This window comes from Cupriavidus necator A5-1 (genome assembly GCF_000744095.1).
GTDB classification, from domain to species: Bacteria; Pseudomonadota; Gammaproteobacteria; order Burkholderiales; family Burkholderiaceae; genus Cupriavidus; species Cupriavidus necator_A.
The window spans coordinates 383,367-401,504 of the sequence record NZ_JQLI01000004.1 but is presented as its reverse complement, the minus strand read 5'-3'; the positions used below and the strand labels follow the sequence as shown (position 1 = coordinate 401,504).

The window sequence follows — 18,138 nt, the reverse complement described above, 5'->3', positions numbered from 1 at the left end:
GCGCAATCACCTGCGTTGGCAAGACATTGCCGAATGCAGTCGCGCTCATCTCGGCCAGGGCGAGGCCTGTGAAGTTTGCTCCAGCGGATCGGCAGCCGTCGTGTCGATGCGCTGCATCTTGTCGCCCTCGGTGATGTCCTGACGCATCACCACACCAGCTGCCGGGCAGTACCAGTCGGTGACTTGCAGGCGCGCAGCTTCGGACAGGACTTGCTCGCCTGCGATAATCATCGGACCGATCGACGTCACGCGTACATACTGGATCGGCACGCATTCCGAAGGGCCTAGCGCTGTCTGAATCAGCTGGCGCTTTCCGACCCGGCGCGAGGCTACCGCGACGGTCGCATGTGGGGCAACGAGTTTACCCACTTCAGTGGCCGAGTCACGGGCATAGATGGTGAAGGAAACGCTGGCTTCGACCGAGCCACCATCAAGGACGTCACCCTCGTGCAGCGCCAACCCGCGGTATTGGTAATCCAGCAGGCCAAGGCCATCAATGGTAGTCGTGCCATACAGGCGCGTGTAACGTGCCCATGCGTTGACCGTGGCACTACCCGTGATACCAGGCGGCGCACCGTTTGCAGCCGGTCGCAAGAGCACGCGCTGTTGCTGCTCCGTGATAACAGGCGGGCCCATCAGCGCCGCTAATGCCGTCTTGGAGTGAATCTCGATGTCCGTCTGGCATCCCGACGCTGTAGGCAAGGGAGCCAACTGCGTGGATCGGCGTGACATGGGCATATCGCCATCGGCTTCCATCTGCAGTCGCATTCCTCGCGGGAACCAGACTGAGCTACAGACGTTTGCATCCCTCGCCGCCTCAGGCTGGTCGCCGGCGGCGGCCACGGCTACCGTGGCCACGCTGGCAAGAAGGCAGACGATAAGCCGGACATGGCGGCACTGCCGGGGGACGGCGCGACGCATTATTGAGCGCCAATCACGGCCTGCTGCAGAAACAGACAGGGCAGCCTGTCTTGAGACCCACACGTAACGCGAGGCACGCTCGGACGGCATTGCGACTCCAAGACATCGATATCCGGTGAGGAGCAGCAATATTGGCGTAACTCCTGTGGCGTAGCAATATCCCTTGCCGGACCTAGTCCGTCGTAATGGCCATTTCTTTGATGATCTTTCCGAAGCGCTCAGTATCGGTTGCGTTCATCCTGCCAAGCACCTCCGGTACCCCCCCGATCGGCGACGCGCCCTGGGCGGCCATCCGCGCAATCACATCGGGCATTTTGAGGATTTCATTTAAGTGCATGTTTAACTTCTTTACCACTTCCACGGGCATGCCCTTGGGCCCGAAGAGGCCATACCACGAGTTTAGATCGACGCCTTTGTAGCCCATCTCGTTAAGTGTCGGAACGTCGGGCGCCAGTGGGGATCGTCCTCGACTGGTGACTGCCAAAGGCACTAATTTCCCGCTGGCCACATAAGGCCGGATCGTGCTGAGCGAACCGTAAGCAAACGGAATATGACCTCCCAGCACATCGGCAACCGCCGGTGCTACGCCCTTGTAGGGGACGTGAACGAGATTCAACCCGGTTTCCTTGTTCACTACCTCGCCGATGATGTGGAGTATGGAGCCTGGTCCCGCGCTACCGTACTCCAACTTCTTGCTCTTGGCTGCCACCACCACGTCTTTGAACGTCTTGAAGCCGCTGTTCGATCCGGTCACCAGGAACACCGGCGTATTACCCACAGCGACAATCGGGGTAAAGTCGTGCACCGGATCGTAGCCGGAGCTCGCCCCACCCTTCACTACCAGGTTGGCAAAGGAAATGCTTCCCGGCGCGAACAAAAGTGTGTACCCGGCAGCGGGCGCCTTTGCCACATAGCTGGTTCCGATGACGCCGGCAGCGCCGACACGATTCTCGACGAGCACGGGCTGGCCGATCCGGACTGACAGCTTCTCCGCCAGGACACGAGCTATCAGATCGGTACCCGCACCTGCGGAGAACGGCACCACGATCGATATGGGCTTGCTGGGATAGGTTTCGGCCTGGGCCACGCTGGAGAAACATGCGGCGACAGCGGACGCCGCAAGTACAAACATACGATGGATGCGGTTCATGAACTTGCCTTCCAAGTGGTTAGAGCAAAAAGTGGCGGAAGCATGTGGCAACTATAGGTACCTGCCGCTGGCTGTCTCGCGTGTGCCACCGCGCCTTGCCGACGCTAACGCCGACATTAGCTACGTTACGTACCTATGTCAATACGTTTCGTATCTATCTTGGTGAAGACCCGGACATTGATCATTCTTGCATTTTTAGGAGGGATGCTGCGCTGTAGCCGGCACGATTCGTGTGCATTCCTGGGCCATTCCAGTGCGTGCGCGAGAAACCAAGAGCATAGGTACAAATCGTATTGACATAGATACGATATGTAGTTAATACTCGGTTCACGTAGTGACTCAGGGACGGGGCTGAGATGCCCCGTTTTTGATGTCTTCAAAACCTCCGGCGGCGCTTACTGTTCAACCCACTTAAGACCAAATCATGACTGGCATCCACCGCGCACTTCTGCTTGCTGCCTCTGTAGCCACCGCGTGTTTCAGCGGCTCCACTTTTGCGCAACGCTATCCCGGCAAAACCATCTCGATCGTGGTCGCCTATCCGGCGGGCGGGGATACGGACATGCTGGCGCGCGTCTTTGCCGAGAAGTTGTCAACAAGACTTGGACAGTCTGTAGTGGTCGAGAATCGACCTGGCGCGACCGGGGTCATCGGTAGCAGCTATGTGGCCAAAGCTGCCCCGGACGGGTACACGCTGCTCCTGACGCCAGGGAGTATTTCTTTTGCTCAACTGGTACTCAAGACCGGACCGAACAGTGGGTACGATGCATTGAACGGCTTCACCCCGATCGTGCAGGTCGGGAGCGTGCCACTTTTTCTCGTGGCGGGTTCTGGTTCCGGATTCAAGAGTTTCAAGGATGTGGTCTCGGCAGCCAAGAGTCGAACGGTCAGTTTTGCCACCGCGGGAACCGGCTCGATCCACCACATTCTCGGTGAGGTGGTAAACAAGGCAACCGGTGTGCATCTCGAGCACGTTCCATACAAGGGCGTTGCCCCCGCGATCAACGACGTACTCGGTGGGCATATTCCGATGACCTACATTTCTCTCGGCACGGTGAAGCCTTATCTTGAGAGTGGCAAGCTCGTGCCCCTGGCCGTTATGGATCGGGAGCGTACACCTCTCGCCCCTAACATTCCGACCTTGCAGGAGTCCGGGTACAAAGTCGAGATGAACACGTGGTACGGCCTCTTCGGACCGAAAGGCATGTCACCTGCGGTTGTGAAGACATTGAATGAACACATGAACGAGATCCTGAAGATGCCCGAGGTGCTCGCGCGCATGAGCACACTAGGTGCAGTACCTATCGGGGGATCTCCCGAAACGCTCGCCAAAGCGAACGCTGCGGATTATGAGAGGTTCGGCCGGATTATCAAGGATCTGCACATTCAAGCTGACTGACCTGTCGCCACAACGGCTTACTCCGGCAATGCTAAAAAAGGCATCGGCACAGCCGGCCCGCATGAACAAAACCGTGGTGCGCTACCCGAGTCCGGTCTTGAGCTAATTCAAAAAAATAGCGCAATGCCTGGCATTGATGTCACAGCCCAGGAAGCTTCCTGAGCTGTGAACATTTCCACGCAGTGCGGTCACTCCAGGCAAACCGAGCCGCTCAGTCCTGAAATCGACATCGCAGCCTGCCAGAAAGCCCGAACCAGCGTCCGGTCGTTCTTCACCGTGCGCGCTAAAGCCAAGGGATACAGAAGCGGTTTGCCAGCTTCGCAGACGACGTCGATGAACACAACGTTCGTCACACGCAGGCGCCGCATCGGACGCGGGACCAGTGCCACGCATCCGCCCGCCCCAACAAGGGCGAGGTTGGCCAGAAAGGTCTTCGAGTCCCCGGGGAGCACCCGCGGATACACCTTCGACTCCTGAAACGCCCTGAGCACTGCAGCGGAGTACCCGGGACTCGACGTGAAAGGATAGAGCGACAGGAACTGATCCTCGGCCAATTCCGATAGCCTGACACGCTTGCGGGCACTCAGCGGATGCGTCTTGCATACCGCTACGCAAAATCTTTCCTGCTTCAGGTCTGCAATGACCAGTTGAGCGCTCTCATGCGCCGATGGCACGATGATCGCTACATCCAGCACACCCGCTTGCAAAGCCAGAATTTCGTTCTGGGTCGAGTCGGTTTGAACGAGCAGTCTCGCGTTCGGAAACTGCACGCGCAGCCGTTGAAGCACGGTTGGCAGCAACTCAAGCGCGGCGCTCTCGACGGACGCAATTCTCAGCACATCGGCTGAGCCATCCATGGCTGACTTAGCCGCCTCCACCGCGCACTGCGCTTGCCCCAGGAGATGTCGTACCTCGTGAAGGAAGGCCGTACCAGCTGGGGTGAGACGGACCATGGTGCGGGACCGTTCAATCAATGACACACCCAGGCTGCTTTCGAGCCGCTGGATGGACGCGCTAAGGGGAGGCTGCGTCATGTGGAGGCGCTCCGCCGCTCGGCGGAAATTTAGCTCTTCTGCGACCACCACGAACTGCCGGAGCTGTCTCAAATCCATGCGGAATCCATCGCGTGAGTGGTATCAGCAAGTCGTCTCAATAGTATTGGACATACCTACGCTTCGAATCTAAAAATGCTTCTGTGATGACAGCCAAGGAATGGCAATCTTACTATGACCACACTGGACGAAACGAATACTCCTGCGATCGAACCGATTGGCGGGCCGGCAGCCTGGCACGGACAAACCATGGATTGGAAATCAGACGGACTTCATGTCCTCAATGATCAGGATATCCAGGAAATCGACCTCGCTCTCCGACATCTGAAGTCTCTTGGGAAAGTCGACCTTCCTGACATTACAAGGGTGTCCTTTCCGCTGCGAGCTGCCGCGCAGACCCTGGATGGCATCCGGGCCAAGCTCGAACAGGGGCGTGGCTTTGCATTGCTGCGCGGACTGCCGCGCGCGCAATACTCCACGGACGACATGGCCCGGATCTTCTTCGGCATTGGCGCCTATCTGGGACGGCCGATGCCCCAGTCGTATCACGGTGAGATGCTCGGGCATGTCATGGACGTCTCGGACGTCGAGGACGTACCGCGCGCGTATCACGCCGGAGGGCACATGGGTATGCACACCGACTCGTGCGACGTGATTGGCCTCATGTGCCTGCGCTCGGCTGTATCAGGCGGGGCCAGCCGTATTGTCAGCGCCGTTGCCCTGCACGACGAACTGCTTACGAAGCATCCGGATGTGCTTCGCACCCTGTACCGCGGCTTCTTCTATCGCCGCAAGGATCTGGACGGGAAGTTTGGATCCGGGCGCCTGCTCAGCGAAGCACGAGTGCCGGTGTTCACATGCAGCAGCGACGCCGCGACGCCGCTCGCATGCTACTTCCTGCCAGGCTATGCGAAAAGCGCTGCTGCGCGTGGCGATGCCGAGCTTACGCCGCAAGAGCGTGATGCCATTGCCTGCATCGAACGTATTGCCGAATCACCGGAGTTTTATCTCGACATGAACTTCGCTGAAGGCGACATACAGTTCCTGAACAACCGGCTGGTCCTGCATGGGCGCACCGACTACGAAGATTCGAAGGAAATCCAGCAGCGGCGGCATTTGCTGCGCCTTTGGCTCCATGTTCCTCACTGGCCGGTGTTGCCAAAGAACCAGATCTTCCATACGGCCGAAGACCACGCCTTGTGGCTGCAACGACGTTCAGCGCTGATGGAGCTACCGTCCACGTACCTTGCGACCATGCAAAACCTGGTTCGCGCACGTTAGTCCCCCCGGACTGGCGGTGGCTTCAGCGTCCCCTCTACCCAAGTCTCAAAGAGCTCATATCATGACATTGCTTACGCGCAGATCCCTGCTGATCCTCTCGGCGGGTCTTGCCGCCGCCGCCGCAGTGCGCGCCGAATGGCTTCCCAACAAACGGATTGAGATCATCGTCCCGTTTGCGCCCGGAGGAGTGGTCGACGTCCTTGCCCGGGTCTTGACTGAGCCGATGAGCCGTGAACTCGGCCAACCGGTCATAGTGAAGAACGTGGTTGGCGCCGGTGGAAACATCGCATATGGCCAACTGGCAAGAGCGAAGGCTGACGGCTACACCGTAGGCTTGATCGGGTCTGGACTCAACCTCAATTCGCTGCTCCGACCCGGTTCCGGCTTCGATACGCCTAACATCCTCAGGCCACTGGGCTATCTTGGGTCCCAAGCCTTTGCGCTGCTCGTCAATACTGCCCGATTCGATGTGAGAACCGTCCGTGAGGCGATCGATAGGATTCGCAAGGAGCCAGGCAAGCTGGCCTATGCGTCCGGCGGAATCGGTGCGTCCTCACATGTTCTGATGGAATACCTGAAAAGCACGCAGGACCTGAAAGTCCTGCATGTTCCCTACAACGGCCAGGCGCCTGCCATCACTGCCACTTTGGCTGGTGATGTCGATATGACCCTGCAGCCCGTCACCGGTTCGGAAGATCTCATTCGGGCAGGCAAGCTTCGCCCGCTGGCATGCACCGGTACAGCTCGCATGAAGTTGTTTCCCAACGTCCCGACTTTCTCCGAGGCCAGCATCCATGGCATGGAGGCAAGCGGATGGCTGGGGCTGGCCGCCCCGGCCAGTGTGCCGGAGCCGTTGGCGCGTCGCCTGATTGATGCATGGGCCAGGTCCGTGGCGCGTCCGGAAGTGCAACAGGCTCTGGACGCTAAATCGGTGGATACCCTGACCATGAATGATCGCGAGTTCGCCAGGATGGTGGCTGACGACAGGCAACGCTGGAAGCGGGTTATCGAGATCGCGAAAGTCAGCGTCGAGTAGAGCTTGCGATGCACTGATCCTTCCATCCGCATCGCTGCGAGGGAAGGCCGGCGTCCGCAACTTAGTGGCGGGCGCCGTCGGTAAATGCATCAAATTTGGAAGCGCGAAGACCGTCGGTGTATGTATTGAACTTCCCGCGCGCGCCATCGGCATTTGGGTTGAACCGGGCGCGGGCGCCATCGGCGTAGGGATCGAACTTGCCGCGTGCGCCGTCAGCGTAAGGGTTGAACGTGCTCTTGGCTCCGTCGCGATGCAGATCAAAGCCAGCAGCGTAAGTCAGGCCGGAAACAAGAGCGGAACCAATAGCGATCGCAGCAGCCAGGCTCATAGCAAAGTGGTTGAATTTCATGATCGTTTCCAATATTTTCCGCGGCAACCGCGGGGTCATCCAGTGAATACCGATTCGGCGCCATCCACAGCCTGCGCAGTCGCTGCAGAGGGGCGTCTCGGCCTGGATCAAATATTAGGGTAACCACCAACTATGGATAAAGGGGCCCAGATCGCATGCGCCTATAGGCTGGGGTAATGAATGGCGCTGTCGATAAGATTGGGAGCCCCGCATGCATCTTGTACGGACGCATAAGCAGCTTATTCATCACGTCAAGGGGACGAAGCGTGCCTCACTCGCCTCAGGGAGTGATGGGCACGAGCGTATCGAGGCCGTCTTGCGGGGGACGCGGCGAAGTTAGCCGCAGGCAGGCGGATGCCTACGACAGCGATGGAAAGCGTTGGTGTACTGAAGTTACGGGCTTGCAAGGCGCGAGCGCTCGCGCAAGCCCGCCCCTGTCAAGCCTTGAGCTGATCCGCTGCAATCGGCAACTTCCTTACCCGTTTGCCCGTGGCGGCCGCCAGTGCATTGGCGACAGCTGGCGCCAATGGCGGCACCGGCGGCTCGCCAATCCCCGTAGGATTGGCATTGGAAGCCACGATATGCACCTCCACCGCAGGCATCTCGTTGATGCGCAGGGGCACATAGTCGTGGAAATTCGACTGATCGACCTTACCGTCCGTCAGCGTAATAGCACCATGCATGGCGGCCGACAGCGCAAAACCCACGCTACCCTCCACCTGGGCCTTCACCACATCCGGATTAACAGCAATGCCGCAGTCAACGGCGCACACAACCCGATCCACACGATAGCTGCCGTCCTGCTTGACGGTTACCTCCGCAACTTCCGCGACGACGGAGTTGAAGGCTTCATGCAATGCGATGCCACGACCACGACGCTCGCCCGAGGCCCCGGCCCGCAACGGCTGGCCCCATCCCGCCTGCTCCGCAGCAAGCCTTAGTACCTTGGCATGACGCGGATGCTTCTCCAGCATTGCCAGCCGCCAGGCCACCGGATCCTGCCCGGCCGCGTGCGCCAGTTCATCGATAAAGCATTCAGTCGAAAAGGCGTTGTGCGTGGAACCCACGGACCGCCACCACTGCACCGGAACGCCGATATCGGTAGGGGTATGCAGATCTACCATGAAGTTGGGGACCTCATAGGGAAGATTCGTCGCCCCTTCAACCGACGTCGCATCAATGCCGTTCTTTACCGCCCCACTGAATGGCGCCGGTGCACCGGTAACCAGCGACTGTCCCACGAGCCGATGGTGCCAGCCTACCAGCTTCCCCTGGCGGTCGAGGGCCGCGCGCAGGCGATGGTGAAAGATCGGCCGGTAATATCCCGCATGTATGTCGTCTTCACGGAACCACACCAGCTTGACCGGTGCGCGCCCGTTGATAGCCTTGACGATATTTCCCGCCTCGAGGACATAGTCTGAATCCTTCGCGGCGCGACGGCCGAAGCTGCCGCCGGCGTACAGCGTGTTGATGCGGACTTGGTCCGAGGGGATGCCAAACAGCTCGGCCAGCAGTCGCTGGTCCTGCGTCTGCATTTGCGCGCCATTCCAGACATCGCATCCGTCCTTGCCTAACCGGATTACGCAGTTCAGCGGCTCCATGGGAGCGTGCGCAAGATACGGAAAATCGTAATCCGCCTCAAAAATCCGGGCGTTGCCACCCAATGCCGCTTCGATATCACCTTGCTTGCGTGCCACGGTTCCAGGCTTCTTGGCCATCTCGCGATATTTCTCAAGAATCTGGCCTGATCCCAGCTTGAACGCCTTGCTGTCATCCCACTCGACCACCAGCGCGTCACGTCCCTTCTTTGCACTCCAGGTGTCGCGAGCCACCACCGCCACGCCGCTGGGGATCTGAACAACGTCGACGACACCCTTCACGGCTTTCGCCTTGGCAGCATCGAAGGACTTCACCCTGGCGCCGAACAAGGGCGGATGTGCGACTGCCGCTGTCAGCATGCCGGGCAAGTGGATATCCTGGGTGAAGACGGCCGTGCCATTGGTCTTGCTTGCACCGTCCTTGCGCGGAATGCGCGAGCCGATCAGCTTGTAGCTGGCCGCGTCCTTGAGCTTCACCTCGGCTGGCACCGGCTGTTCCGAGGCGGCTCGTGCCAGTTCGCCGAACGTCGCCTGCCGGCGCGACCCGCTGTGCGTCACCACGCCGTTGGATACCTGGATCTCGGATGCGCTAACGCCCCATTTCCGGGCCGCTGCTGCCACGAGCATTGCGCGCCCGGTGGCGCCGGCGCGCCGTAGCTGGTCCCAGGAGTTGGCGATGGCCCGGCTTCCGCCTGTACCCTGAAACGGACCCCAGGCGAGATTATTGTACCGCTTCGCATCGGCCGGAGCGCTCTCCACCCGCACGTGTGTCCAGTTGGCATCGAGCTCCTCGGCCACAATCGTGGCGAGGCCCGTGTAGCTGCCCTGCCCCATCTCAAGATGCTTGGCGATGACAGTCACACTGCCATCTTCCCCGATGCGAAGGAAGGCATTGGGTTCGAACACCGGTCCGGCCGCAAGCGCACCCGGCTGACCAGTTGCTGTCGCAGTGCGCGCGAGCGTGGTCGGCAGGTAAATCGCAAGCGTCAATCCGCCCATGCCGCGCAGGAAATGGCGGCGGCTCTCGTTCTCAATATGCGTCGTCATCATGACAGCTTGCCCTCAACCCAATGACCGTGCTGCTTCGTGAATCGCCGCGCGGATGCGGACGTAGGTGGCACAGCGGCACACGTTGCCGCCCATTGCTGCGTCGATATCCGCGTCGGTCGGCTTCCGATTGCCTTGCAACAGTGCCACGGCGCTCATGATCTGCCCCGACTGGCAATAGCCGCATTGCACCACATCGAGTTTTTGCCAGGCTTGTTGAACTGCCTTTCCAACGTTGCCGCTGCCTGCACCTTCGATCGTCGTGACCTTCTTGCCCGATGCCATCGACACCGGCGTCACACAGGAACGAATGGCTTGGCCGTCGAGATGCACCGTACACGCGCCACACAGCGCCATACCGCAGCCGAACTTGGTGCCGGTCATTTTCAGCGTGTCACGCAGCACCCACAAAAGCGGCGTGTCGGGCTCGGCATCGGCGGTTTGGGGCCGGCCATTGACATTGAGTTTTATCATTTTCCTGCTCCGGGGCGTTTCCCAATTTGAATCTGGCCATATCCGGCCAATGACACGACACTGCGCCTACTTTAGCGAGAGTACCCACTGGGCAAGCTGCCTGGCTTCGTCGGCATTGACCTGTGGATTGGGCGGCATCGGAATCGCGCCCCACGTGCCAACCCCGCCTTTCCTGATCTTCTCAGCCAGCATCGCAGGCGCATCGTTCTGGTTCGCGTACCTGCCAGCAACGTCATTAAAGGAGGGACCGGCCAGCTTCTGGCCGATGGCGTGGCAGGCCATGCAGTTCTTCTGTTGGGCCAGTTCTGGACTCGCTTTGGCAGGCAATGCGGCGAGCATGGTTGTGGCCAGAACAAGAGCGGAAAACGGTCGGTTCATGACTTCCCTTTAGATGTTCCTGATATTCCGTGCTCAGCGGGAGCCTGGATACTGATCGTCTGTAACCTGTTCCATCCAGTCGACAGACTTCCCATCACGTGCTTCCGAAACGGCAATATGGGTCATGCCGGTTGTCGGCGTTGCGCCGTGCCAGTGCTTGACACCGGGTGGAATCCAAACCACGTCACCGGGCCTTATCTCCTGGATCACGCCTCCCCAATGCTGCACCATCCCCGCGCCGGCCGTGACGATCAACGTCTGGCCAAGCGGATGCGTATGCCAGGCCGTACGCGCGCCGGGTTCGAAGGTCACGCTGGCACCGCCGATGCGAGACGGCGCACTGCCTTGGAACCTGGAATCGACACGCACGTGCCCGGTGAAGTTACTGGTGGAACCAGTCGCAGAGGGCTGCGACCCGACACGCGTGACGGTTACCCCCTGTTCAGCCTGAGCTGAGGCGACAGAAGTGAACACGAGAGAAGCTCCCATGATTGCTGCACGTTTCTTCATTTCCTTGACGGTCACCGCTTACTCCGGCTCATTTGCCCTGGAAGACTTCTTTGGCTACGGCAATCGCCGTCACTGAGTTGGGCCAGCCTGAATAGAAGGCCAGATGCGTGATGGTCTCGATCAACTCTTCCTGGGTCACGCCGTTCTGGCGCGCCAGTATGAGATGGGAGCGCAGCTGGTCCGGCCGGTTCATTGCGATTAGTGCGCTGACGGTGACCAGGCTGCGGTCGCGCTTCGAGAGCTGCGGCCGCTCCCATACATCTCCGTACAACACGTTGTCCGTGAGCTCGGCCATCTTGGGCGCTATGCCACCCATCAGCTGCTGGGCACGCGACGGCTGTTTGTTCCCGGCAGCGGCCGCAGCCGGCGGCACGCTCTGGGCGTGTCCGGCGGACATGCTTGCTGCCGCCAGCAGGCCCGCAAGGACGTTAAGGGTTCCGACCCGTTGCTTCAATTTCCATCTCCTTTAGCTACCGGGGGCGCGGCCCGACCTTCTGCCAGGGCTGCTCCATCACCGTGATGACCCGCGACGCATGAACCTTCACGCTGCGAGATATTTTCCGAAGTACTGTGTCAGCCTTGCCACCGCCGGCGTCACGAACTGCGGCTTGTCATACATGTCGATATGCGTGGCGCCGTCGACCACGAATAGCTCCTTCGGTTCGCGGGCCTTCTCGTAAACCTGCCGGCTCCAGAAGAGCGTATCGGCCTTGGAGCCCGCAATGACCAGTACTGGCCGGGGCGAAATCGTCTCGAGCTGGTCGAACGGGAAGAACGCCATTTGCAGCGGAAGACTGGAGTACGCATACCGGTTCGGCGAGTTGGGATGCGCAGCCCGAGCGGTTCTGTAGTATTCGTAGCCTTCCCGATAAAGCGCCGGTGTACTCGCCGTGAACTGGTCGGGCGTATCCGGGACCACCGGCACCAACCGTACCGGCTCGCCGCGCGCCTCGCGGGAGCGTTGTTCGTTGGCATCCTTCAGCCGCTTGATCCGTTCCTCGTAGGAAAGGGTGCCCATGGCCTCCCTGCGTGCTTCGCCAAGATTGAAGGTGCTGACGGCAGCAACTGCCTTGACCCGCAGCTCCGTCTGCGCGGAGCACAACGCGTACCCGCCTCCTGCGCAGATGCCCAGGGAGCCGATGCGCGCGGCATCGACCTGGGGGTGGCTCACCAGAAAGTCGATCGCGCAACTGATGTCGTCCACACGCTGGGCCGGCACTTCCATCAGACGAGGCTCTCCGCCGCTCTCTCCCTGATACGATGCATCGTAAGCCAGCGTAATGAAGCCTTGTTCGGCCAGGCGGTGCGCGTAGAGGCCGGCGGTCTGCTCCTTGACGCCACCGAACGGGTGGGTCACGACAATCGCCGCATACTTCTTGCGAGCATCGAAATTGGCCGGCTTGAATAGGTTGGCAATGATCTTTGTCCCCGTATTCCGGGCGGGGTAAGCCACACGTTCGATCGTCACGCCCTTCCTGTCACGGTAGCCGATCACGGCGGGTTCGCGGACCGTGCCGGACTGCACTGGTGCCGAGTTGGGCATTGCCATTGCTGAACCTCCTGTTACCACGCCTGCTATCGTCGCCATGGACATACCGAGGAACTGGCGCCTGTTCTCCGTGAACTTCTCATCTTTCATATGACTCCTGCACAATCAGGCAGCGCTGCGGCGCAGCGATGCCACGCGAAACAGGCGCTGCCAGGGTTCCTGCCTACTGCAGGCCCTTCTCCACGATGAACTTCGACACCTGGTCGGCAATCTGCACGTTGTTCAGGTCCGAGAACGGAAAATGGGTATTGCCCTTGATTCCGATCTCCGGCAGATGCACCACGGTGACATCGCCACCATGCCGGTTAACAGTGTCGCGCCATAGCCTCGCCATGGCGAGGCGCACCCGCCAGCTGTCCTGGGCCGGCAGCGTGGTGGGCCGGTCGGGAATGTTGTCGCCGTAGTAGATGATGATCGGCAGCCTGGTCAGCTTCAGGAAATCGGCCTTTGGTATCGGCACGCCCTGCAGCGTGTCAAAGGCACTGACCATCGGCGGCGGGACTTCGCCCTCCGGAAAGACAAAGTTGCTGCCCGGCTCGAAGGCAACGATAGCCTTGACGTTTGGATTCCTGATTACAGTGACCCAGCCGGGCCCACCGCCCTGCGAATGGGTGAAGAGAATGCCTGGACCAATCTTGTCAAACAGTGCCGATACCCCGGCAGACACCACAGTCATGTCGAATGGCCCGATATTCGGTGTCATCGAGCGGAAGTACTGGTTGAGTGTTTCCGGATCCCGCGCGAACTGCACGCCGTCAAAATACTTCGGCCACACGCCAACCCGGAACTGGTTGAACCACATCTGCTCGTCGCCGGCAGGCTTGATAGTGGCCTCAACCATGCTGCGCCCCGCATCCCCTCGGCGGGGCTGATCCAAAAGGTAGGTGGCAAACCCGCGGCGCAGGAAGATATTCTGGAATCCTTCGCGACCGTCCGGCGTGGACTCCCAGCTCTTCGAGAATTGGCCCGCGCCATGCCACATGACGATCGGAAGCCGGTGAGGCTTCACGGGGACTTGATAGAACGCGTAGGCATGATCTCCGTGATACGTCTGCCCTTGCGACGCAAGCGGCTTCAGGGGATCAAACGTTCCGGGCTCGGTCTTGACCGTGCCGCCCACCGCAAAGCTGCCTTGGGCCTGGATAACGAGCGGCGCAGGCTTGCCAGGCTCTTCAGCCATCGAAGTACCAGGTGCCAGGATGCACGCCGATACCAGCAGCAGTGCAATGAAATATCGCCAGGACTTCATGATCATTTGGCAGCTTCTCACCTTGTTAGGTCCAGTCTGAATGCTAGCGACATCCCCGGCGCTTGATTAGACCTTCAGATTCAATAGGCCTTATCCGGGGGACTTATTAAAGATGCGCAAGGGTTGCCACGCGACGGCGGGCTGGCACGTGCCTTGTCCGCTCGCGCAACGCGCCGGAAAGTGCATCCCGGGTATCGCTACTGATGCGAATAGAGCGTGGTGCCTTTCGCCAGGCCCTGCGCTTTGAAAATCATCGTGCCACCCGCCCCGCCTTCGTCGCGCGAAACAATGACCATGTCAGATAAGCCGGGTACAAAGGCCAGGCTCGTAACTCGCAGGAAACGACCGCTTTCGCGCCCTGGCAGCAGGATCTGGCCGACTGGCGTACCGTTGGCATTGAACACAAGGATTCGCCCCTGGAGGGTCATGGCGACGTAGACGTTGCCGTCCACGTCCGTGCGCATGGAATCGGGAGCCCGGCCAATAAAGTGATAAGGCACGAAGGCTCGCGCGACTTTGCCCTGGCCACCGAGATCGCCGCGATGCAAGCGTCCTGCACTGAACTCGGTCGCCCAGACTGACTTTCCGTCAGGACTGAGCGCGACGCCATTGGCCATCGCCATGTTCGGAAGTACCGGCGTGATCTCTTTATAGTCCGGCGACACATAGAACAACCCGCCCGTCGGCCTGGCCACTGTTCCGCGGAAATCGGTGAAATAGATTCCCCCTTTGTCATCAAAAACCAGGTCGTCCGGGACGTACCCGGCACTGGCAGGAACGATGGTCTGGGGATTCCCGCCATCCGGGTTGATGGCGACGATGCTGCCCACCGACAGGTTGCCCACCCCCGCAAGAAATAGCCGGCCATCCTTGTGAACTGCACTACCGGCCGGTGCGAGGGATTTATCCGTGTACACCGTCGATAGCTGACCGTCCGGCGTCAATCGCAGCACGCGGCCACTATAGACGTCGAGGAAGTACAGATTACCCTGGCGATCGAAGGAAGGCCCTTCAACGGCGAAAGGCACATCCGAGACCTTGACGAAGGGTTCGGCCATCGCCGTCGGCAACGCTCGCTCGGCAAGGGGAATTGGCGCCATGTCGCGCACCCCGTCGACATAGGAGAGCGCATTCCCCCGACCTTTGACCACAAGCGTATCGGTTGCACACGCGCCCAGCGCCAGCACACAACCGATCAACAGGTGGCTCGCACAGCGGCGCGATAACAATCGGTCGAAATGGATCGCGACGAGCGCCTTCCCATACATGCGAGTCTCCCGGCTACCGCTTTGCGATTGTTCTTAGATGGCACGGGAAGCGTCACATTTGGGATATCCCTCGGCGCCAATCGTCCGGCCAAACGCAATCGTAGTGTCTGCGCGGCGGATTGATTAGGCCGGCAGTCGTGATAGCTTCTATAACGCAGGCAAATAAAAGGCCCGGCCTATGCCATCGCGTGCGGCCATGCCATGCGCGGCCGCACAGTCCATCACGAGGCCGATCCGGACTCGCGGGACATGCTTGAATGCTTCGTAAGGCGCAGGCGGTCAGGAAGACGTTGCGGCGGGATGGCTGGGCCTGAGGCGACCCTAGACTCTTGACTGAAAGAGTGCTGTGTCAGCCCCGATGGCGTAACGTATCGACCAGCAGTGAAAAGGCTGTCGAGGTTTGCCGGCGACTCGGATAATAAAGGTGATAGCCGGGGAATGCCGGACACCAGTCCTCGAGTACGCGAATTAAACGCCCCTGCGCAATCTCAGCAGTAACCTGGTCCTCCGGAAGATAGGCAAGACCGAGCCCGGCCAATGCCGAAGTCAGGCGCAACGCGAGATTATTGAAGACCAGCTGCCCTTCAACTCTGACTTTCAGCTCGTGTCCGTCTTTTTTGAACTCCCAGGCGAATAATCCTCCGTAGGTCGGAAGGCGCATGCTGATGCAATTGTGACTCGTCAGTTCGCCCGGGGTCTGCAGACGCGGGTGTGCATCGAAGTATGCCGGAGACCCGACGACCGCCATGCGCACGTCCGGGCCGATGCGCACGGCGATCATGTCTTTCGCGACCTGTTCACCAAGCCGGATACCAGCATCGAAGCGCTCGGAAACAATATCCGTCAGACCATAGTCGACCATGATCTCGACATTGATATCCGGATGTCGCGGAAGGAAAGTCGCCAGTGCGGGCTGGAGTATCGAGATGGCCGGATGCTCTCCCGCAGTAATGCGGATGTTGCCGGCTGGCTTGTCACGAAGCGCGCTCAACGCAGCAAGCTCCAGTTCGATCTCCTCGAACCTGGGCTCCAGCGTTCGTAGCAGCCGCTCGCCAGCTTCCGTGGGCGAAACACTGCGTGTGGTACGGGTCAATAACCGGATGCCGAGGCGCGCTTCGAGGCTGCGGATGGTTTGGCTGAGCGAGGGTTGCGAAACACCGAGCTGGGCTGCCGCGCGGGTGAAGCTGCGCTCTTTTGCGACTTTGGCGAAAACTGCGAGATCGTTGAAGTTTTCCAATGCGCTCATAAGCCACCGTTATAGGTTCATGCCGATTCTAACCTCTAATCATCTGCGAATGTACCCGCTACATTAGGCCGGTCGCGGGTAAATCCCGCCCAGGCAAGCATTGGGTAGTGGCAATGAGAAGTGTTCAGGACATGGAGTTGAACGAGAATGGATCGGGACCGGTAGCGCAGGTCCGTGCACAAACTTGCACTTCGGAAGCAACAAGAAAGGCACTTGGCAGTCGGCCAGCCATCCTTGCGATCATCCTGATCAGCTATGTGATGATCGTGCTCGATATCTCGATTGTCATCACGGGGCTGCCCAAGATCCATCGGGATCTCGGTTTCACGGATGCTGGTCTGTCCTGGGTGTCCAGCGCCTATACGCTCACCTTCGGCGGCTTCTTGCTGCTGGGTGCACGGGCTGGTGACATTCTCGGCCGGCGCAAGATGTTCGTCACAGGGTTGCTGATCTTTACCGTGGCCTCACTCGCCATCGGGCTTGCCCAATCGGCCGAGTGGCTCATTGCCGCACGCGCCATTCAGGGTGTCGGTGCTGCCACGCTGGCGCCGTCGACGCTCGCCCTGCTGCAGACCAACTTTCCCGCCGGCCCGGAACGTACGCGCGCTCTCGCCTACTATGCCGCGGCGGCCGGGGTCTCGGCCAGCGTCGGCCTGGTTGTCGGCGGGCTGCTTGCCGACTGGCTTTCGTGGCGCGTGGGCTTCTTCATCAACCTGCCCGTTGGCGCAGGGCTCATCCTCGCCGCACGGCGATACATCGCCGAGTCCGAACAGCGCTCAGGCCGCTTCGACATGATCGGTGCGCTGACATCAACCGTTGCGATGAGCACGCTGGTCTTCGGCATTGTCCACGCCGCAACCGCCGGCTGGGACGACATGGTCACGATGGAATCGCTCGCGGCGGGGCTCGGCTTGCTAACCCTGTTCGTGCTCGCCGAGCGGCGCGCGAAGCAGCCGATCATGCCTTTGCGCTTGTTCGCCAGCCGCGAAAGGGCCGGCGCCTACGCCGCCCGTATCCTCTTCCTCGGCGCCAATGTCGGCTTCTTTTTCTTTTCGACCCAGCTCATGCAGGCGGTCAGGGGCATGAGCCCCACGCAGACAGGCATGGCTTTTCTTCCTGCGATGATCGTCAATTTCGTGACCGCCATGACGGTCCCGAGACTGGCGCGCCGCCTCGGCAATCCGCTTGTACTGGCACTCAGCATCGGCCTCAGCCTGACCGGCATGGTCTGGCTCAGCCGCGTAACAGCCGACACAACGTACCTGGCCGGCCTTGCCCTGCCGATGATGCTGATTGGCGTTGGTCAGGGCGGTGCGCTGGGCCCGCTCACCACGGCGGGCATTGCGGGCGTGGCGCCGGAGGACGCCGGTGCCGCGTCGGGCCTGGTCAATGCCGCGCATCAACTGGGCAGCTCCCTCGGCCTCGGCATCCTTGTTGCCGTATCGGCAATCCACTCGGAAGGCCTGAGCGGAGTGCTTCTGCTGACCCACAGGGTCCAGAACGCGATGCTGGGCGCAGCGGCAATGCTGGCGCTGGCCCTCGTGCTTGTACTCTCGATGATCGTACCCGGGGCCGGATCGCCCCGCCACGCCCGAGGGACACGCTGAAACCAACGCATCTGAAGGAGTTAG

General features: G+C 60.3%; 17 protein-coding genes. 4 read left to right on the top strand and 13 right to left on the bottom strand.

Features of this window, described 5'->3' with window-relative positions; translation table 11 throughout:
- Positions 1–45 precede the first annotated feature (45 nt).
- Both K307_RS23745 and K307_RS23740 read right to left on the bottom strand, forming a co-directional pair.
- Complete coding sequence (locus K307_RS23745) at positions 46–756, bottom strand: hypothetical protein (protein WP_230626046.1); 711 nt, start codon at positions 754–756, stop codon at positions 46–48.
- Positions 757–1,093: 337 nt separating this feature from the next.
- Positions 1,094–2,071 carry a Bug family tripartite tricarboxylate transporter substrate binding protein gene (locus K307_RS23740; protein ID WP_042883226.1) on the bottom strand — a complete coding sequence of 326 codons (978 nt, stop codon included), beginning with the start codon at positions 2,069–2,071 and terminating at the stop codon, positions 1,094–1,096.
- A 424-nt stretch (positions 2,072–2,495) separates the two neighbouring features.
- On the opposite strand from K307_RS23740, the gene K307_RS23735 reads away from it, so the two are divergent.
- Positions 2,496–3,470: a Bug family tripartite tricarboxylate transporter substrate binding protein gene (locus tag K307_RS23735; protein WP_042883224.1), complete on the top strand. Its 975-nt coding sequence runs from the start codon at positions 2,496–2,498 to the stop codon at positions 3,468–3,470.
- A 188-nt stretch (positions 3,471–3,658) separates the two neighbouring features.
- Here the strand turns inward: K307_RS23735 and K307_RS23730 are convergent, their stop codons facing one another.
- The gene (locus K307_RS23730; RefSeq protein ID WP_042883222.1) at positions 3,659–4,582 is read right to left on the bottom strand and encodes a LysR substrate-binding domain-containing protein; all 924 of its coding nucleotides are present in this window, start codon (positions 4,580–4,582) and stop codon (positions 3,659–3,661) included.
- Positions 4,583–4,696: 114 nt separating this feature from the next.
- On the opposite strand from K307_RS23730, the gene K307_RS23725 reads away from it, so the two are divergent.
- Positions 4,697–5,803, top strand: coding sequence for a TauD/TfdA family dioxygenase (locus tag K307_RS23725; RefSeq protein WP_042883220.1), 1,107 nt, complete (start codon positions 4,697–4,699; stop codon positions 5,801–5,803).
- Between the two features lie 61 nt (positions 5,804–5,864).
- On the top strand, positions 5,865–6,839 hold the full coding sequence (locus K307_RS23720) for a tripartite tricarboxylate transporter substrate binding protein (RefSeq protein WP_042883218.1): 975 nt from the start codon (positions 5,865–5,867) through the stop codon (positions 6,837–6,839).
- A gap of 61 nt (positions 6,840–6,900) precedes the next feature.
- Here K307_RS23720 and K307_RS23715 read toward each other — a convergent pair whose 3' ends face one another.
- The 10 genes from K307_RS23715 to K307_RS23670 all read right to left on the bottom strand — a co-directional run bounded on the left by K307_RS23715 (position 6,901) and on the right by K307_RS23670 (position 16,507).
- Positions 6,901–7,188, bottom strand: coding sequence for a hypothetical protein (locus tag K307_RS23715; protein WP_042883216.1), 288 nt, complete (start codon positions 7,186–7,188; stop codon positions 6,901–6,903).
- A 437-nt stretch (positions 7,189–7,625) separates the two neighbouring features.
- On the bottom strand, positions 7,626–9,833 hold the full coding sequence (locus tag K307_RS23710; RefSeq protein WP_042883421.1) for a xanthine dehydrogenase family protein molybdopterin-binding subunit: 2,208 nt from the start codon (positions 9,831–9,833) through the stop codon (positions 7,626–7,628).
- A 15-nt stretch (positions 9,834–9,848) separates the two neighbouring features.
- Positions 9,849–10,307, bottom strand: a complete 459-nt coding sequence (locus K307_RS23705) for a (2Fe-2S)-binding protein (RefSeq protein WP_042883214.1) — start codon at positions 10,305–10,307, stop codon at positions 9,849–9,851.
- 66 nt (positions 10,308–10,373) lie between these two features.
- Positions 10,374–10,685 (bottom strand): c-type cytochrome, encoded by a 312-nt coding sequence (locus K307_RS23700; RefSeq protein WP_042883213.1) that lies wholly within the window; start codon positions 10,683–10,685, stop codon positions 10,374–10,376.
- A gap of 33 nt (positions 10,686–10,718) precedes the next feature.
- The gene (locus K307_RS23695) at positions 10,719–11,195 is read right to left on the bottom strand and encodes a cupin domain-containing protein (protein ID WP_042883420.1); all 477 of its coding nucleotides are present in this window, start codon (positions 11,193–11,195) and stop codon (positions 10,719–10,721) included.
- Between the two features lie 28 nt (positions 11,196–11,223).
- The gene (locus K307_RS23690; RefSeq protein WP_042883211.1) at positions 11,224–11,649 is read right to left on the bottom strand and encodes a carboxymuconolactone decarboxylase family protein; all 426 of its coding nucleotides are present in this window, start codon (positions 11,647–11,649) and stop codon (positions 11,224–11,226) included.
- A gap of 87 nt (positions 11,650–11,736) precedes the next feature.
- On the bottom strand, positions 11,737–12,834 hold the full coding sequence (locus tag K307_RS23685; protein ID WP_042883209.1) for an alpha/beta hydrolase: 1,098 nt from the start codon (positions 12,832–12,834) through the stop codon (positions 11,737–11,739).
- Positions 12,835–12,907: 73 nt separating this feature from the next.
- Positions 12,908–13,864 (bottom strand): alpha/beta hydrolase, encoded by a 957-nt coding sequence (locus tag K307_RS23680; RefSeq protein WP_419187170.1) that lies wholly within the window; start codon positions 13,862–13,864, stop codon positions 12,908–12,910.
- 326 nt (positions 13,865–14,190) lie between these two features.
- Entirely contained in the window at positions 14,191–15,261 is a 1,071-nt protein-coding gene (locus tag K307_RS23675; protein WP_080745198.1) for an SMP-30/gluconolactonase/LRE family protein, read from the bottom strand.
- Between the two features lie 349 nt (positions 15,262–15,610).
- Positions 15,611–16,507 carry a LysR family transcriptional regulator gene (locus tag K307_RS23670; RefSeq protein ID WP_042883208.1) on the bottom strand — a complete coding sequence of 299 codons (897 nt, stop codon included), beginning with the start codon at positions 16,505–16,507 and terminating at the stop codon, positions 15,611–15,613.
- 131 nt (positions 16,508–16,638) lie between these two features.
- On the opposite strand from K307_RS23670, the gene K307_RS23665 reads away from it, so the two are divergent.
- A complete protein-coding gene (locus K307_RS23665; RefSeq protein WP_051975143.1) occupies positions 16,639–18,114 on the top strand; it encodes an MFS transporter in 1,476 nt (491 codons plus the stop codon).
- The last annotated feature ends 24 nt before the right edge of the window (positions 18,115–18,138 follow it).

Bases quoted from the DNA above. Each gene is read 5' to 3' on its own strand.
- K307_RS23745 (WP_230626046.1), bottom strand. From the start codon at position 756: ATGGAAGCCGATGGCGATATGCCCATGTCACGCCGATCCACGCAGTTG.
- K307_RS23740 (WP_042883226.1), bottom strand. From the start codon at position 2,071: ATGAACCGCATCCATCGTATGTTTGTACTTGCGGCGTCCGCTGTCGCC.
- K307_RS23735 (WP_042883224.1), top strand. From the start codon at position 2,496: ATGACTGGCATCCACCGCGCACTTCTGCTTGCTGCCTCTGTAGCCACC.
- K307_RS23730 (WP_042883222.1), bottom strand. From the start codon at position 4,582: ATGGATTTGAGACAGCTCCGGCAGTTCGTGGTGGTCGCAGAAGAGCTA.
- K307_RS23725 (WP_042883220.1), top strand. From the start codon at position 4,697: ATGACCACACTGGACGAAACGAATACTCCTGCGATCGAACCGATTGGC.
- K307_RS23720 (WP_042883218.1), top strand. From the start codon at position 5,865: ATGACATTGCTTACGCGCAGATCCCTGCTGATCCTCTCGGCGGGTCTT.
- K307_RS23715 (WP_042883216.1), bottom strand. From the start codon at position 7,188: ATGAAATTCAACCACTTTGCTATGAGCCTGGCTGCTGCGATCGCTATT.
- K307_RS23710 (WP_042883421.1), bottom strand. From the start codon at position 9,833: ATGACGACGCATATTGAGAACGAGAGCCGCCGCCATTTCCTGCGCGGC.
- K307_RS23705 (WP_042883214.1), bottom strand. From the start codon at position 10,307: ATGATAAAACTCAATGTCAATGGCCGGCCCCAAACCGCCGATGCCGAG.
- K307_RS23700 (WP_042883213.1), bottom strand. From the start codon at position 10,685: ATGAACCGACCGTTTTCCGCTCTTGTTCTGGCCACAACCATGCTCGCC.
- K307_RS23695 (WP_042883420.1), bottom strand. From the start codon at position 11,195: ATGAAGAAACGTGCAGCAATCATGGGAGCTTCTCTCGTGTTCACTTCT.
- K307_RS23685 (WP_042883209.1), bottom strand. From the start codon at position 12,834: ATGAAAGATGAGAAGTTCACGGAGAACAGGCGCCAGTTCCTCGGTATG.
- K307_RS23675 (WP_080745198.1), bottom strand. From the start codon at position 15,261: ATGTATGGGAAGGCGCTCGTCGCGATCCATTTCGACCGATTGTTATCG.
- K307_RS23670 (WP_042883208.1), bottom strand. From the start codon at position 16,507: ATGAGCGCATTGGAAAACTTCAACGATCTCGCAGTTTTCGCCAAAGTC.
- K307_RS23665 (WP_051975143.1), top strand. From the start codon at position 16,639: ATGGAGTTGAACGAGAATGGATCGGGACCGGTAGCGCAGGTCCGTGCA.